At 57.4% G+C, this 15,076-nt stretch carries 14 protein-coding genes; 8 read left to right on the top strand and 6 right to left on the bottom strand.

Annotation, left to right across the window (positions count from 1 at the left end; all coding sequences use genetic code 11):
- Positions 1-223 precede the first annotated feature (223 nt).
- On the top strand, positions 224-859 hold the full coding sequence (locus EHN06_RS15190) for a DUF1326 domain-containing protein (protein WP_127333382.1): 636 nt from the start codon (positions 224-226) through the stop codon (positions 857-859).
- A 24-nt stretch (positions 860-883) separates the two neighbouring features.
- Here the strand turns inward: EHN06_RS15190 and EHN06_RS15185 are convergent, their stop codons facing one another.
- Positions 884-1,336, bottom strand: a complete 453-nt coding sequence (locus EHN06_RS15185) for an Lrp/AsnC ligand binding domain-containing protein (RefSeq protein ID WP_127333381.1) — start codon at positions 1,334-1,336, stop codon at positions 884-886.
- Between the two features lie 159 nt (positions 1,337-1,495).
- On the opposite strand from EHN06_RS15185, the gene EHN06_RS15180 reads away from it, so the two are divergent.
- Together EHN06_RS15180 and putA are read left to right on the top strand one after the other, a co-directional pair.
- A complete protein-coding gene (locus EHN06_RS15180; protein ID WP_127333380.1) occupies positions 1,496-5,026 on the top strand; it encodes an NAD-glutamate dehydrogenase in 3,531 nt (1,176 codons plus the stop codon).
- Positions 5,027-5,196: 170 nt separating this feature from the next.
- The gene (gene putA, locus EHN06_RS15175; protein WP_127333379.1) at positions 5,197-8,826 is read left to right on the top strand and encodes a bifunctional proline dehydrogenase/L-glutamate gamma-semialdehyde dehydrogenase PutA; all 3,630 of its coding nucleotides are present in this window, start codon (positions 5,197-5,199) and stop codon (positions 8,824-8,826) included.
- Between the two features lie 70 nt (positions 8,827-8,896).
- Here the strand turns inward: putA and EHN06_RS15170 are convergent, their stop codons facing one another.
- Positions 8,897-9,799 carry a LysR family transcriptional regulator gene (locus EHN06_RS15170; RefSeq protein WP_228257326.1) on the bottom strand — a complete coding sequence of 301 codons (903 nt, stop codon included), beginning with the start codon at positions 9,797-9,799 and terminating at the stop codon, positions 8,897-8,899.
- A 102-nt stretch (positions 9,800-9,901) separates the two neighbouring features.
- On the opposite strand from EHN06_RS15170, the gene EHN06_RS15165 reads away from it, so the two are divergent.
- Both EHN06_RS15165 and EHN06_RS15160 read left to right on the top strand, forming a co-directional pair.
- Positions 9,902-10,138 carry a DUF2798 domain-containing protein gene (locus EHN06_RS15165; protein WP_127333377.1) on the top strand — a complete coding sequence of 79 codons (237 nt, stop codon included), beginning with the start codon at positions 9,902-9,904 and terminating at the stop codon, positions 10,136-10,138.
- Between the two features lie 42 nt (positions 10,139-10,180).
- Entirely contained in the window at positions 10,181-10,684 is a 504-nt protein-coding gene (locus EHN06_RS15160; protein WP_127333376.1) for a DUF2938 domain-containing protein, read from the top strand.
- Between the two features lie 21 nt (positions 10,685-10,705).
- Here EHN06_RS15160 and EHN06_RS15155 read toward each other — a convergent pair whose 3' ends face one another.
- Positions 10,706-11,017 carry a hypothetical protein gene (locus EHN06_RS15155; RefSeq protein ID WP_127333375.1) on the bottom strand — a complete coding sequence of 104 codons (312 nt, stop codon included), beginning with the start codon at positions 11,015-11,017 and terminating at the stop codon, positions 10,706-10,708.
- Positions 11,018-11,562: 545 nt separating this feature from the next.
- Between EHN06_RS15155 and yeiP the strand changes: the two genes are divergently transcribed.
- Both yeiP and EHN06_RS15145 read left to right on the top strand, forming a co-directional pair.
- Positions 11,563-12,129 carry an elongation factor P-like protein YeiP gene (gene yeiP, locus EHN06_RS15150; protein ID WP_127333374.1) on the top strand — a complete coding sequence of 189 codons (567 nt, stop codon included), beginning with the start codon at positions 11,563-11,565 and terminating at the stop codon, positions 12,127-12,129.
- A gap of 85 nt (positions 12,130-12,214) precedes the next feature.
- Positions 12,215-12,580 carry a thiol-disulfide oxidoreductase DCC family protein gene (locus EHN06_RS15145; RefSeq protein ID WP_127333373.1) on the top strand — a complete coding sequence of 122 codons (366 nt, stop codon included), beginning with the start codon at positions 12,215-12,217 and terminating at the stop codon, positions 12,578-12,580.
- 81 nt (positions 12,581-12,661) lie between these two features.
- On the opposite strand, the gene EHN06_RS15140 is transcribed toward EHN06_RS15145, so the two are convergent.
- Positions 12,662-13,087: a GFA family protein gene (locus tag EHN06_RS15140; protein WP_127333372.1), complete on the bottom strand. Its 426-nt coding sequence runs from the start codon at positions 13,085-13,087 to the stop codon at positions 12,662-12,664.
- Between the two features lie 201 nt (positions 13,088-13,288).
- Between EHN06_RS15140 and EHN06_RS15135 the strand changes: the two genes are divergently transcribed.
- On the top strand, positions 13,289-13,789 hold the full coding sequence (locus EHN06_RS15135; protein WP_127333371.1) for an acyl-CoA thioesterase: 501 nt from the start codon (positions 13,289-13,291) through the stop codon (positions 13,787-13,789).
- On the opposite strand, the gene EHN06_RS15130 is transcribed toward EHN06_RS15135, so the two are convergent.
- Positions 13,783-14,355 carry a DUF2845 domain-containing protein gene (locus EHN06_RS15130; protein ID WP_127333370.1) on the bottom strand — a complete coding sequence of 191 codons (573 nt, stop codon included), beginning with the start codon at positions 14,353-14,355 and terminating at the stop codon, positions 13,783-13,785. The two genes, EHN06_RS15135 and EHN06_RS15130, sit on opposite strands and share 7 nt — an antisense overlap.
- A complete protein-coding gene (locus tag EHN06_RS15125; RefSeq protein ID WP_127333369.1) occupies positions 14,333-15,037 on the bottom strand; it encodes a lytic transglycosylase domain-containing protein in 705 nt (234 codons plus the stop codon). Before EHN06_RS15125 ends, EHN06_RS15130 begins: the two co-directional genes overlap by 23 nt.
- Positions 15,038-15,076: the final 39 nt, after the last annotated feature.

Here is a 15,076-nt window from a genome sequence, read left to right as displayed (position 1 = left end):
AGCTCCTTACTTGTGGATGGTCTGCAAGGAGTGTGACGGGGCTGCGGCCACAGGTATTGCACAAAATTGCGCTGTCCTGAAATCGCGCATGAAGCAGAATGCGCCGGATAATGCTGACAATTATATCCGGCTGATTCTGGGTTCGTAATCGTCTAATGCCATCCCCTGATCTGAGCTACCCTTACTACCCACACACACTGCGTTGCTTACGGGAGTGACGGAGATGAATAAGGTTGATTGGCGCATCAAGGGATCTGAGTTCGTAAACTGTAACTGTGAGGTGGGTTGCCCTTGCCAGTTCATGGGCCGACCGACCCATGGTGACTGCAAGGCGTTTGCTGCGGTGAGGATTGAAGAGGGATTTTTTGGCGATACCCGTCTGGACGGTTTGTCGTTTGCCATGACGCTGCAATGGCCCGGAGCCATTCACGAGGGTAATGGGCAGGGTCAGGCCTTTGTCGACGAACGGGCGACACCTGAGCAGCGTGAGGCTCTGATGTCGATCCTGTCCGGCGAGACATCCGAACCCGGGGCCACTTTCTTTAACGTGTTTGCCAGTACATTGACAAAAATGCACGACCCGCTGTTCTGTTCGATTCAGGTGGACTGCGATGTTGAGCGGCGTCGTGCCAGTGTCCGGGTGGCCGATATGATTAATGCGTCCGGAGAGCCCATCATCAATCCGATTTCAGGTGAGGAGCATCAGGCTCGTATCGACTTGCCTGGTGGTTTTGAATATGCGGTGGCGGAAGTGGCCCGTGGACGCACGAGTGCCCATGCGGGAATCCCCCTGGAACTGGATGCCAGCCACTGCCATCTGTCCCATCTGGATATTGGACCGAGCGGCGTTTATCGATAGGTGATCAGGGGCTGTTGATTTCGCTTACAGCCCCGCATCCTTGACGCTCTCCATGACCACAAACGTGCTGGTCTGCAACACATGGGGCAGGGCCGAGATCTGTTCCCCCAGCACCTGTCGATACTCTGCCATGTTGCGGGTCCTGACCTTAAGCAGGTAGTCAAAGTTGCCTGCGATCATATGGCATTGCTCGACGGCGGAAATCTGCTTCACGGCTTGGTTGAAGGCTGTCAGGGACTGGCTGCTGGTGTCGTGCAGGGTGACCTGAGCGAAGGCGATATGGCTCTGCCCGAGTTTGGTCTGGTTCACCAGTGCGGTGTAGCCGGTGATGTAGCCCTGTTCCTCGAGCCGACGCATGCGAACCTGGCAGGGGGTCTTTGACAACCCCACGCGTGAGGCAAGCTCGGTGACAGTGATCCGGGCGTGTTTCTGAAGTTCGCGAATAATGGCGTGATCGATTCTGTCCAATTCGACCATAACTATGTTTCCTGGCTGGATGAACGGCTATATCAAGAGCCAAATATAATCAAAATACCTGTATTTTGAAACTATATGGTCAAAGAGACTTTCGGGACTTGAGTATACTGGAACCTCGTCCATTCCATATACCCAGTTGAATGTACCCGGAGCCGCTCCATGCCACAGTCCCGCCCTTCACAACAACAAACCTTGCTGGAACAACTCTCTGACGCCCTCCAGGATCAGGAGTCGGATCCCCACGGCGCGAGGAACCTGCGGGAAATCGTCGCGAAGATGATGACCGAGTCCCAGTCCTGGGACGACGACCTGCATGCACAGTTGGTCGAATCTCTCGGTGAGGCGTCCGGTGGTCTGTGCGCGCAGATGTTCAGTGGCGGTTTTCCCTCAGCATACCGGGCACGGTTCCCGGTGGCGGAGGCCATTGGCGACATTCACCAGATCCAGTCCATCGCCGTCAGCTCCGACGTCCCCATGCGTTTTTACCAGCTTGCGGAGCCATCAGCTGATAAACGGCCATCGTCCGAAAGGGAGATCCACTTCAAGCTCTACAGCCAGGGCAACCCGGTCATTCTCTCGGACGTCATACCGATCCTGGAGAACCTGGGAATGCGGGTGCTGGGCGAGCATCCGTATCGGGTCCAGCGGCGGGATGGAGTACATTTCGGCGTCAGTGATTTTACCGTGGAGTGCCATTCCCATTGCCGCGACGCCGATCTGGAAAAAGCCAAACCTCTGTTGCAGGAGGCGTTTCGTGAAATCTGGAATGGCTTTGCGGAAAATGACGACTTCAACCAGCTTATCATGGCGGCAGGGCTGGGCTGGCGCGAAGTGGCACTGTTGAGGGCATATTCCCGGTACATCAAGCAGATACGTTTCGGCTTCAGCCAACCGTTTATTGCCGACACGCTGGCGCGTCACCTGAACATTACGTCGATGCTGGTGGTCTACTTCAACGCGCGTTTTGATCCGGAAATCCCGGCGGAGACCCGGGAAGTGATGGCCGGGCGGATTGAGAGCGATATTCTCGGCGCCCTGGAAGCGGTGGAAAGCCTGGACGATGACCGTATCCTCAGGCGTTTCTATGTGCTGATCAAGGCAACGTTGAGAACCAATTACTACCAGCGCCAGCACGGTGGCCAGGTCAAGGGCTACCTGTCATTCAAGCTTGATCCCGCTGCTATTCCCGATATCCCCAAACCCTGCCCGCGCTTTGAGGTATTTGTGTATTCGCCGCGTGTGGAAGGTGTTCACCTCCGCGCGGGGCCGGTTGCCCGGGGCGGTCTGCGCTGGTCTGATCGCGTGGAGGATTACCGCACCGAGATCCTTGGTCTGGTCAAGGCTCAGCAGGTCAAGAATTCAGTGATCGTACCGGTGGGGGCCAAAGGCGGTTTTATCGTCAAACAGCCACCCCGGGGCGGCTCGCGGGAGGACCTGAGAGCGGAAGGCATTGCCTGCTACCAGACCTTTATCCGGGGGTTGCTGGATCTGACGGACAACCTGGAAGATGGCGACGTTGTCCCACCAGCCGATGTGGTTCGCCATGATGACGATGACACCTACCTGGTGGTCGCTGCTGATAAGGGAACCGCGACCTTTTCCGACATCGCCAACCGGCTGTCGGAGGAATACGGTTTCTGGCTGGGTGATGCGTTTGCCTCCGGTGGCAGTGAGGGTTATGACCACAAGAAGATGGGGATTACCGCCCGCGGTGCGTGGGAATCGGTGAAACGCCATTTCCTGGAAAAAGGACTGGATACCCAGAAAGACGAGTTTACCGTGGTTGGCATCGGGGATATGGCCGGCGACGTTTTTGGTAACGGCATGCTGTTGTCTGACCGTATTCGCCTGGTGGGTGCGTTCAACCACCAGCACATTTTTATCGATCCGCAGCCGGATACCAGGGCTTCCTTTGCCGAACGCCAGCGCCTGTTCCGGATGCCCGGCTCAAGCTGGGCCGATTACGACACCCGGCTGATCAGTGACGGCGGCGGTGTGTTTCCCCGTTCCATGAAATCGATCCCGTTGTCACCACAGATGCGTGCTGTGCTCAATGTGGAGGCCGGGCAATTGTCGCCCAATGAGTTGATCAGTGCCTTGCTCAGGGCTCCGGTGGATATGTTGTGGAATGGCGGGATTGGCACCTACGTAAAGGCCAGGGACGAGTCCCATGAAGATGTAGGCGATAAATCCAATGACGGATTACGGATCAACTGCGACCAGTTACGCTGCAAGGTGCTGGGTGAAGGTGGCAACCTTGGGATCACCCAACTTGGCCGCATCGGGTTTGCCCGCACTGGCGGAGCAGCCAACAGCGACTTTATCGATAATGCCGGAGGCGTTGATTGCTCGGACCATGAGGTCAACATCAAGATCCTGCTCAACGACCTGGTCCAGCAGGGTCGGCTGACGCTGGACGAACGTAACCGGATGCTGCGGGCGATGACGCCCGAAGTGGCTGACCTGGTGCTGACAAACAATTATCGGCAGGCCATGGCGTTGAGCCTGGCCCAGAGTGGCGTGGTTGCCTCGACAGATGAATATGAGCGTCTGATGCGGCGCCTGGAGGTCGAAGGCAAGCTGGATCGGGCGCTTGAATTCCTGCCCGACGATGAGGAGCTTCAGGCCCGGCGTGAGCGTGCGGCTGGCTTTACCCGTCCGGAGCTCTCGGTGCTGGTCTCCTATGCCAAGATTGAGCTCAAGCAGGCACTGCTCACCGCGCCCATTGTTCTCGATCATCGCTTTGCCCAGGCGCTCCATTCCGCCTTTCCGGCGTCGTTATTGGAGGCTTTTCCCGATGCCATAGCGGCGCATCCCCTGCGTGCCGAGATCTCCGCGACCCAGATCGCCAACGATATCGTTAACCGCATGGGGATTGCCTGGGTAGACAGGATTCGCAATGCCACCGGTGTCGACTGTGGTCGCCTGGCGGCTGCCTACCTGATCTCCCTGCGCGTCCATGGCGTAGATGCCAAATGGGCCGATATTGAAGCGCTGGACGGCAAGGTCAGCGCGCAGATCCAGGCCGAGATGTTCGGGGATGTCATTCGCCTGGTGACTCGCAGTACCCGCTGGTTATTGCAGAACCGCTGGCACGGTCTCGATCCGGACAACTGCGTGGGGCGCTATCAGGAACCCCTGGCCGAAGTATTGGCGTCAACGGAACGGTTGGCCACGGTGATCCCGGAAAGTCGTTGGCAGGAGCGTTATGAGGAGTACCATAAAGAGAAGGTGCCGGAGCATCTTGCGATTTATTGTGCTTCGGCCGAGAGTCGTTATTGGCTCATGGATATGATTGAAATATCCCGCCAGCTGGACCAACCCCTTGAGTCCGTGGCGTGGGTGTATTTCCGGCTGGGAGAAAGTCTGAGCCTGACGTGGCTGGACAGGCAGATGCGAGTATTCCGGGCTCGGGGACATTGGCAGGTGCTGGCAACAATACACTACCGGGATGAACTTGATCAGAAACTGCGGGATCTCACGTCCAGTGTGTTTTTGGCGGCTTCTGAAGCTCCTCCCGGGGAGCGTTCCCCGGAGCAGTTGCTGGAGGTCTGGCGCGAGGACAAGCAGCCGTTGCTGGGGCGCTGGAAACAGATGCTGGGAGATATGCAGACGGCCAGTGAGGTTGATTGTGCGGTTTTCTCGGTGGCTCATGGCGTGCTGCGGGAGCTGGCCTCGAAAAGCGAGTGATGGGGTTCTTGTAGTGGAAATGTCTAATAATTCGTTGTTCGATAGAGAATTAAGAAAAGTTTAAATAACAAAAAAGACAAAATGGTATGCAAGTACGGTTTTAATAGAGAAACAGTCTTTGTTGATCTCGGTAGAATGCGAGACAGATAAACAACTAAGAGGGTACAACTATGAGACCGCAGCAGTCAGTGACTCCCGCACTTGTCGATAGCCGGCAGGCCATTCGTGATTATTACCTGGCTGACGAATACCAAGTGATTCGTGAGTTGATTGCTGGCGCTCAGTTGTCCCAGCCGGAGCGGGAGGCCATCTCTGCCCGCGCGGCCGACCTGGTGCGCAGCGTCCGCAAGAACGCCAAGTCCACCATCATGGAAAAGTTCCTGGCGGAATACGGCCTCACCACCAAAGAGGGCGTTGCGCTGATGTGCCTGGCGGAGGCACTGCTGCGTGTGCCGGACAACACGACCATCCACGAGCTTATTGAAGACAAAATCACCTCCGGTGCTTGGGGAGCCCATGTTGGCAAGGCCTCTTCGCCGTTGATCAATACCGCCACGGTCGCCCTGCTGATGACCAGCAACCTGCTCAGGGATTCGGAGCGCCACACCGTGGGCGATACCTTGCGCAAGCTGCTCAAGCGTTTCGGTGAGCCTGTGATTCGCACCGTAGCCGGTCAGGCAATGAAGGAAATGGGCCGCCAGTTCGTGCTGGGTCGTGACATCGACGAAGCGCAGGACGAAGCCAAAGAATACGTGGCCAAGGGCTACACCTATTCCTACGACATGCTTGGTGAGGCCGCCCGCACCGATGACGATGCCAAGCGTTATTTCGATGCCTACTCCAACGCTATCGACAGCATCGCCAAAGCCTGCGAAGGTGATGTGCGCAAGAATCCGGGAATTTCCGTCAAGCTCTCCGCGTTGCTGGCCCGTTACGAGTACGGCAACAAGGAGCGGGTGATGAACGAGCTACTGCCCCGCGCCCGTACCCTGGTGAGGAAGGCTGCGGCGGCCAACATGGGCTTCAACATCGACGCAGAGGAACAGGATCGCCTGGATCTGTCCCTGGATGTGATCGAAGCCCTGGTATCCGATCCCGAGCTGGCCGGCTGGGACGGTTTTGGCGTGGTGGTCCAGGCCTATGGCAAGCGCGCCTCGTTTACGCTGGACTGGCTCTACGGGCTGGCCGAGAAATACGATCGCCGCCTTATGGTTCGTCTGGTCAAGGGCGCATACTGGGATGCCGAGATCAAGCGTGCCCAGGTGATGGGTCTTAATGGCTTCCCGGTGTTCACCCGCAAGGCGTGCAGTGATGTGTCGTTTGTCTCCTGTGCGACCAAGCTGCTGAATATGGCCGACCGGATCTATCCGCAGTTCGCCACCCATAACGCCCACTCGGTTTCCTCGATACTGGAACTGGCAAAGGTCAAGGGCGTGGACAGCTACGAATTCCAGCGCCTGCATGGTATGGGTGAATCCCTGCATGACGAGGTATTGAAAGTGAGCGGCGTTCCATGCCGCATCTATGCGCCGGTCGGCCCCCACAAGGACTTGCTGGCGTATCTGGTCCGCCGCCTGCTTGAGAACGGCGCCAACAGCTCGTTCGTGAATCAGATTGTCGACACTCGTATTACCCCGGAAGAGATCGCCAAGGATCCGATCCTCAGTGTGGAGGAAATGGGCAGCAACATTTCCAGCAAGGCGATTGTGCATCCGTTCAAGCTGTTCGGGGAAAACCGCCGTAACTCCAAGGGCTGGGACATCACCGACCCGGTCACGGTGAAAGAAATTGACGAAGGTCGCGATGCCTACCGGGATCACCGCTGGAAGGGCGGCCCGATGATTGCGGGCGAAGTGGTCGGTACCGAGGTTCAGGTCGTGCGTAATCCTGCCAACCTGGACGACCTTGTCGGACACGTGACCCAGGCTTCCAATGCGGACGTGGATACCGCTATTACTGCCGCTGCAGCGGGCTTTAGCCGCTGGTCCGAAACACCTGTTGAGGACCGGGCTGCGTTGGTGCGCAAGGTGGGCGACCTATACGAGGAGCATGCCTACGAGCTGTTCGCGCTGACCACCCGCGAGGCAGGCAAGTCGCTGCTGGATGCGGTTGCCGAGATCCGTGAAGCGGTGGATTTCGCCCAGTATTACGCCAATGAGGCCATCCGCTATAAAAACAGCGGCGATGCCCGTGGCGTGATGTGTTGTATCTCGCCGTGGAACTTCCCGTTGGCTATCTTTACCGGCCAGATCCTGGCTAACCTGGCGGCTGGTAACACCGTGGTTGCCAAACCCGCCGAGCAGACGTCCTTGCTGGCGGCACGGGCGGTGGAACTGATGCATGAAGCTGGCATACCCCGCGATGTCATTCAGTTGTTGCCCGGCACAGGCGCCACGGTGGGGGCTGCATTGACCGCTGATTCGCGGGTGGCCGGCGTGTGCTTTACCGGCTCCACGGCAACGGCCCAAAGCATCAACAAGATGATGACTGAAAGTATGGCCCCGGATGCGCCCCTGGTTGCCGAGACCGGTGGCCTCAACGCCATGATCGTGGATTCCACTGCACTGCCGGAGCAGGTGGTGCGGGATGTGCTGGCATCCTCCTTCCAGAGCGCTGGGCAGCGCTGCTCGGCGCTGCGCATGCTCTACGTGCAGAAAGACATCGCCGACAACCTGCTGGAGATGCTGTACGGCGCCATGGAGGAACTGGGTATTGGCGATCCCTGGTTGCTGTCCACGGATGTGGGCCCGGTCATCGATGAAAATGCCCGCAAGAAAATCGTCGATCACTGCGACAAATTTGAGCGCGATGGTCGCCTGCTCAAGAAACTCCCGGTCCCTGACCAGGGGCTGTTCGTCTCTCCGGCGGTGCTCAAGGTCACTGGCATCGAGGAAATGGAAGAAGAAATCTTTGGTCCGGTGCTGCATGTGGCGACCTTTGCCGCGAAAGATATCGACAAGGTGGTGGATGACATCAACGCCAAGGGTTATGGCCTGACGTTCGGTATTCACAGCCGGGTCGACCGCCGGGTTGAACGGATCTCAAGCCGGATCAAGGTCGGTAATACCTACGTTAACCGCAACCAGATTGGTGCCATCGTAGGCTCCCAGCCGTTTGGTGGTGAGGGCCTGTCCGGGACCGGTCCCAAGGCCGGAGGTCCGCAGTACGTTCGCCGCTTCCTGAAAGGGGCAACGGTTGAGCGCCCGGCGGACTCCGGTGCCAAGCCGATTGATATCAAGAAGCTTGAGGGGCTGATTGGCAAGCTGCGCGACATGAAAGCGCCGGCACCGGAGGCCAGAATCGAGGCGATGAAACCGGTCTTCGGGGAAGTGCCAGAACCGCTGGATGCCCATTCCGAAGAGTTGCCAGGTCCGACCGGCGAGCTGAACCGACTGTCCAACCACGCCCGTGGCGTTGTTCTCTGTCTCGGCCCGGACAAGCAAACCGCATTGGAGCAGGCCGCGATGGCTCTGTCCCAGGGCAATAAAGTAGTGGTGATTGCACCGGGAGTGGACGACATCGTGAACCAGGGCGCCAAGGCGGGGCTGCCGATTGTTGGTGTCGAAGGACTGCTGGAGCCCGAGGCCCTGGCAATGGCCCGTGGCTTCCAGGCCGTGGTGAGCTGTGCTGAGCCATCGCTGCTGCGGGAATACCGTCTGGCATTGGCCAAGCGTGAGGGGGCGTTGCTGCCGTTGATCACGGAACATACCCTCGATCAACGGTTCGTGATTGAGCGCCACCTGTGCGTGGATACCACCGCGGCCGGTGGTAACGCCAGTCTGATTGCTGCGTCTGAGTAACGATCGGCGAACAAACGCCATCAGCGGCCGGGGCCGCTGATGGCTTGCCATATTTTACTGGCCGGTGGTGTCAGGCCGTTGCGGCATAAGCCCTCGGCAGGTGCCGCTGTATATATTCCTTCAGATAGTTGCGAAGGCATTTGGCCTTTGCGTTCATCAATTGCCCGCTGGGCCAAACCAGATATATCTCCCTTGGCTCTCCCAGCCATTGCGGCAGTACCTGTACCAGTTCACCGGACTCGAGCTCCGGCTGTACCTCGGTGAGGGGGAGTAGGGCGATGCCCTGCGCATCGCAGGCCAGGTATTTCGCCAGGCTGGTATCATTAAAGGTACCGCTATACCGGGGGTAGATTTCCTGGCAGGTGCCGGTTTCACGATGGCTCAGTTTCCATTTTGATGCCATGGTGGTTCCGATGATGCGGTGTCCCTTGATATCAGATGGTGTGTAAGGCTCGCCGTATTGCTTAAGGTAATGTGGGGAAGCTACCAGCACTTTGTCGATCTGCCCCAATTTCTGTTGATAGAGCAGCGAATCCTGCTGGGGGCCGATGCGTATTGCCATATCCGCCTGGCTCTTCACCAGGTCCTGTAACTGGTTTCCCAACAGCAGTTCCAGTTGGATGTCCGGATAGGTTCGGGTAAAGCCCAGCCACATTGGCCGGAAGAAACCGTGGGAAATGTTGGTGGGCGCCAACACTTTCAGGCGGCCGCGCAGCTCTGTCATGTCTTCGCTCAGCCGCCGCTGGGTCTGTTCGAATTGCTCAACCAGGTTGGCGTAAGCCTGATAATAGACTTCCCCTTCCTGAGTCAGCACACATTGCCTTGCCGAGCGATGAAGCAAGCGACAACCGAGGTGCTGCTCCAACTTCTGAAGCCGGCGTGTCACGGTGGCTAATGGCAATCCGAGGTAGCGCCCGGCACTGGAAAGATCACCCTGCTGAACAATGTGAACAAATAGGGCTATGTCATTCATCATGATTTCATATATGAAATTTAAGTTTTAAAAGTTGTCTGTATTTCTGTATGTGGAATTCAGACTATCATGGTTGCCTGGTTAAGCGAATGGAGTGTCACTATGGTTCCGGTGAAATATGCGCCCTATGTGTTTTCGTTTTTTATGTCCCTGCTGATGTCAGGGATCATGTCATTCGTCATTTCCGTGTTTAACGTTGGCCTGGTGGACGACATTGTAATCATCTGGCTGAAGGCCTGGATGTTCGCTTTTGCAGTCGCCCTCCCCACCATCATTGCAGTGACACCCCTGGTGAGAAAACTGGTTGCCCTGACGGTCGTTCAGGGAGAGGAACACTAGAGTCCGGGTTGGTGGTGATGGAACTTTTAACGGAGCGAGGACATGGTGTTGGAAACGTCTTACCTGTTGGGTGCGTTGGTCGTTGGAATTGGCGCCACGCTGATCATGGATGCCTGGGCCCTGCTATTGCGCCGGGCCTTTAATGTGGCTTCGCTGAACTTTTGCCTGGTTGGCCGCTGGCTACTGCACATGCCGGATGGAACATTCAGGCATCCGCACATTGCCAAGGCTCCCGAGAAAAAGGCGGAATGCACGATTGGCTGGGCCGCTCACTACCTGATCGGCATTGCGTTTGCCTTTGTTCTGGTTATTCTCACGGCAGGGACTTGGCTTGAAAACCCATCCCTCTGGCCTGCGTTGTTGGTTGGCATTGGTACAGTGGTGATACCCTTTTTTGTCATGCAGCCTGCGTTTGGCTTGGGCGTTGCGGCGGCGAACACCCCCAGGCCTTCACAGGCCCGGCTGAAAAGTCTGGTGACCCATACCGTCTTCGGGTTGGGACTGTATGCGTCGGCTGTGCCATTCAGTTATTGGCTGGCTGTGTAGGATTAGTGGAGCAGGTCGACATCATTCCGTTCCCTGGTAGAACTGCCGGCTCTTCTCATACACCGGTCCCATGTCGACCATTGAGAATCCCATCACTGGCCCCTGCAGGTAAAACACATATTCACCGCCCGCCGGCACCGTTTCCCAGTATTCCGGGATCTTGCTGCTCCGTTGGTCGATGACCGGATGGGCGGGATGCTCGAATAGCGCTGTGGCGGTTGATTGGTAAGGTACCGCGATCGCTTGCGGTGACGCGAGCAGGCTATAGCGTTGCAGGCCAGGGTAGGTGGCGGCAACGGTGACCAGAGCCGTGACGCCAAGGCGTTCCGCCATCGGGACGCCCCGTCCCAGGCGGTGTTCCGGCCCATCAGACCCATGCCCGTCAGCCGGGGGATTTGGATGTTGAACGTGGACGAATTCAGCTCAACCCGGACTTTCCGATTACTGATAACGATGAACGGCAGCAGTGCCAATAGGGCCAAAACCAGAATGCTCTCGTAGCTCAGGGAGCCATCGTCCGTATGGATCAGTTTTGACAGATCCCCGGTTTCACTGACCCCTAGCCAAGCCAACACCACGAATACTCCCAACATAGGCAGCAGGAGCAAGCTGAGCAGGGCAGTCATGTGAGTGGTGCGCAGGATGCTGGGAGAGTACCGAAAATGTTGGGTGGTCATGGTCAGTTACTTCCCTGAAACTGGTTTCTATCGGCCATTAACACGGGGAGGATAGCATGGAGCCCGGGGGCGGTTTGTGATGGGCTACGTATTGGGCGGTTGCGCCCACCGAAAGCACCTATCCACCTATCGCTTTGTAGTCCAACTTCATGGTATATCAGCAACTCCTTTGTCCTATTCTTTATTCCGGAACCAGAAACAATGCCAAAAGCAGGTGAAATCAAGAAAAACTCAGCGGTTGAATATGAAGGACGGGCCTACTTCGTCAAGGACATCGAACGCTCCGTGCCACAAGGCCGCGCCGGCGGCAGCCTGTACCGCATGCGGATGTATGACGTGGTCACGGGTAACAAGATCGACGAGACCTTCAAAGACTCGGACATGCTGAACCTGGCCGACCTGGTTCGCCGACCGGCGACCTTTTCCTATTCCGACGGCGATGAATACGTCTTCATGGACAGCGAGGACTTCACGCAATACAGCCTGAACCGGGAGTCCATCGCAGAAGAACTGCTGTTTATCAGCGAGGACACCGAGGGCCTGATGGTGATTCTGGTGAGTGATGCACCGGTTGCACTGGCTCTGCCGCCGACGGTGGACCTGGAGATCTTGGAAACCGACCCCTCCATCAAGGGCGGTTCGGCCACGGCGCGGACCAAGCCGGCAACCTTGTCGACCGGATTGGTGATCCAGGTGCCCGAGCATATTTCAACCGGCGACCGGATCAAGGTGAACGTGGAGGAACGCCGGTTCCTCGGGCGAGCCTGACGGTACTGGAATCGAAGGGCATTGAAAGAGCCGCCATCCGGATTCGATAATGGATGTGGCGCCAATATCCCTGAAGGAGGCGACTATGGCAACCGCAGCCGGCAAACTGGTGGTTTTCTACGATGGCTCCTGTCCTGCCTGCATCAAGGACCGCCGGTGGTATGAAAAGCTGGCGGGCAAAACCGGGGAATCCGTTGAGTGGCTGGATATTACCGGGCGTGACGATGAGTTGCGGAGAGAGGGGATTGATCCCGACAAGGCCCTCAGGGAGTTGCACGTCAAAGACAATGAAGGCAGGGTGCACCGGGAAATGGATGCCTATATCCTGTTGATGTCCCGCGTACCTGTACTGAAACCCCTTGCCTGGCTGATTGGCCTGCCGCTGATCCGGCCCGCTCTTGCTTGGCTGTATCACCGGTGGGTGGCCAAACGCCTCAGCACCAGCCAGTAACTGATGGTGTCTGTCCTGAGTTCCGCGTTCGTCGGACATGAATACCCCGGACCAGGGGGCTGGACTAGTCCGGGACGGTGATTACTCGGGCAGAGTCTCGCCCGAGCCTCCCATCTCCGCTGGCACGTCCTTCATCTTGGGCAGGCCATCATGGATAGGTAATACGGATTCCTGGTAGTGCACATGCAGTGCCGGCTTGAACTCCAGGTCGGGCAGGTTGGCTACGTACACGTCCACCAGTCCCATCTTCGGGTGGTCGGTAAAGACGTGCCCTCCGCATTTTTTGCACCACTTGCGATAGCTTTGTTCTGTCAGGTGGAAAGTGCCGATCTGGTCTTCGCCGGCCAGAACTTTGAAACTCTCGGGTGGCCATAGCGAAAACGCGTTCACGGGGCTCGCCGACCATCGCCGGCAGGAATCGCAGTGGCAGTAGCCCATGGCCGCAGGCTCACCACTGACCTGAAATGTCACTTCACCGCAGAAACAACTTCCTTGATGCTGGCTCATGATGTTCTCCCTCAGATGCCTGAATACGGAATGTTCCCATACTCTCTGTGATCAATGGGGTTCAAGTTAATATCCCAGAGAGATCCGGTTCATGTAAATACGTCTAAAGTGCTGATAGCTGGCTACTCAATGTCGATTTCTACTGTTATCTCTCAGAGGGATTCAGTACGCTTGGCAACCTGGTCTATTCAGGAGGGAGGCATGCCCAGTACCGACACCAAACCCGTTTCCGTCTCTGCCATCGAGAAGCATGTCTATAAAGTGTTTCCCAATGACATGAACTCCCATAACACGGTGTTCGGTGGAATGATCATGGCCAAGTGCGATCGCCTGGCACTGGTGGTAGCCGAGCGTCACTCCGCCCACGTCTGCGTGACAGCCGCAGTGGATTCCATTCACTTTCGGGCGCCTGCGAAAGGCAACGATACCCTGCTGTTCAGCCTGTCACTGAACCGAAGCTGGGGATCCTCCATGGAAATCGGTGCCCGGGTCGAGGCTGAAAACAGCTACACCGGCGAGGTGCGGCATATCCTGTCAGCTTTCTTCACATTTGTAGCGTTGGATGAAGAGGGTAAACCGGTAGATGTGCCTGAAGCGGTTCCGGAGACTGACGAACAGAAACGTCGGTTCGACAACGCAGAAATTCGACGGAAAGGGCGTTTGCAGACCCGGGAAAAACTGTCCGGCCGGACGGGTCAGTAGGGCTTTTTGGTGGACTCCACATCCACCACCCGGCCATTGCGAAGGGTGATCACCCGGCGAAACTGGGTGTTGCTCAGTTCATACAGCCATTCTTCGACGGGAACCGGATAGCTTTGGGTGGTCAGCCCGGTGCGGTTGGGCGTGACTACCTGCCAGGTCACCTGCTTTGACAGAGGCTTGCCACAGCGGGCGACGACTTCGAATTCGCTGATGCCTTCCTGCAGGGCGCCGGTCGTGCAGGGGCCTGCGTTATCCGGGTAAAAGCCGTAGCCCAGGCTGTCTTCCCGGTGCAGCTTGCCGTTACGGAAAACCAATCGACGAATAAAGCTCTGAGGGCCTCGGTTGTAGTACCAGTGCTCCTCGGTTTGTACCACGCCCAGTCCCGGTATGACGGCCTGGGGATAGGTCGCAACGTAGTCTGGCTGACCACAACGCTCTTCCACTTCCAGCGGCCAGTCACCCTGGCTCACCAGAGCGCTGCCACAGCGGAAAGAGGCCATCGCGGGATTGATGGTCAGCAGTAAGGTAAGGCTGGCGAGAACTTTAGTTGCGCGCGTAACGTTCATGGAGAATACCCACCCGCTCAACATAGGCACGGGTTTCCGCGTATGGCGGGATGCCACCATGGCGACCGACCGCGCCGGGGCCGGCGTTATAGGCCGCGGTGGCCAGCCTGGTGTCACCACCGAAACGTCTCAGCATTTGTGCCAGGTAATTGACCCCACCGCGGATATTTTCGGCGGCGTTCATAGCGTTGCTGACGGCCAGCTCCCTTGCCGTTGTCGGCATCAACTGCATCAGCCCCTGCGCCCCCTTGGGGGAAATGGCGCCAGCATTGAACGCGGATTCCGCATGGATGACCGCGCGAACCAGGGCTGGATCTATCTGGAACTGTCGGGCAGCCGCCTGGATTTCGTCACGGTAGGGCTCGCGGTAAAGCGGCGTGGTCCGCCAGTCCACTTTGGAGTTCGGATCGCAGGCGTAGCAGTGGAAGCGGATGACATCAAAGTCTGCCCCTGATGGCCGGTTGCCGCTGTAGGCGACCACGCCATTTTGGTCCCGATAGCGATAGACCACCTCACTCTTGCTTGAAGCGTGCCGCTGTTCGCTGCTTTTGACATTGGTGTATTCCACCGTGCCATCGGGATGGACAATACGTTTTACACTGTCGCCGGCAACCGGTTGGGACAGTAATGCCAACACCAGGGTTGCCAGTAATGGTGTGGAGAGAAGATTACCGCTTGTCATTGCGCACTCGTGAGAAACCTGAACGGACACTTGTCTGAT

It is taken from the genome of Marinobacter sp. NP-4(2019), assembly GCF_003994855.1.
Lineage (GTDB): Bacteria > Pseudomonadota > Gammaproteobacteria > Pseudomonadales > Oleiphilaceae > Marinobacter.
Note: the sequence above shows the minus strand (reverse complement) of the source record. Positions and strands in the feature narration are given on the sequence as shown.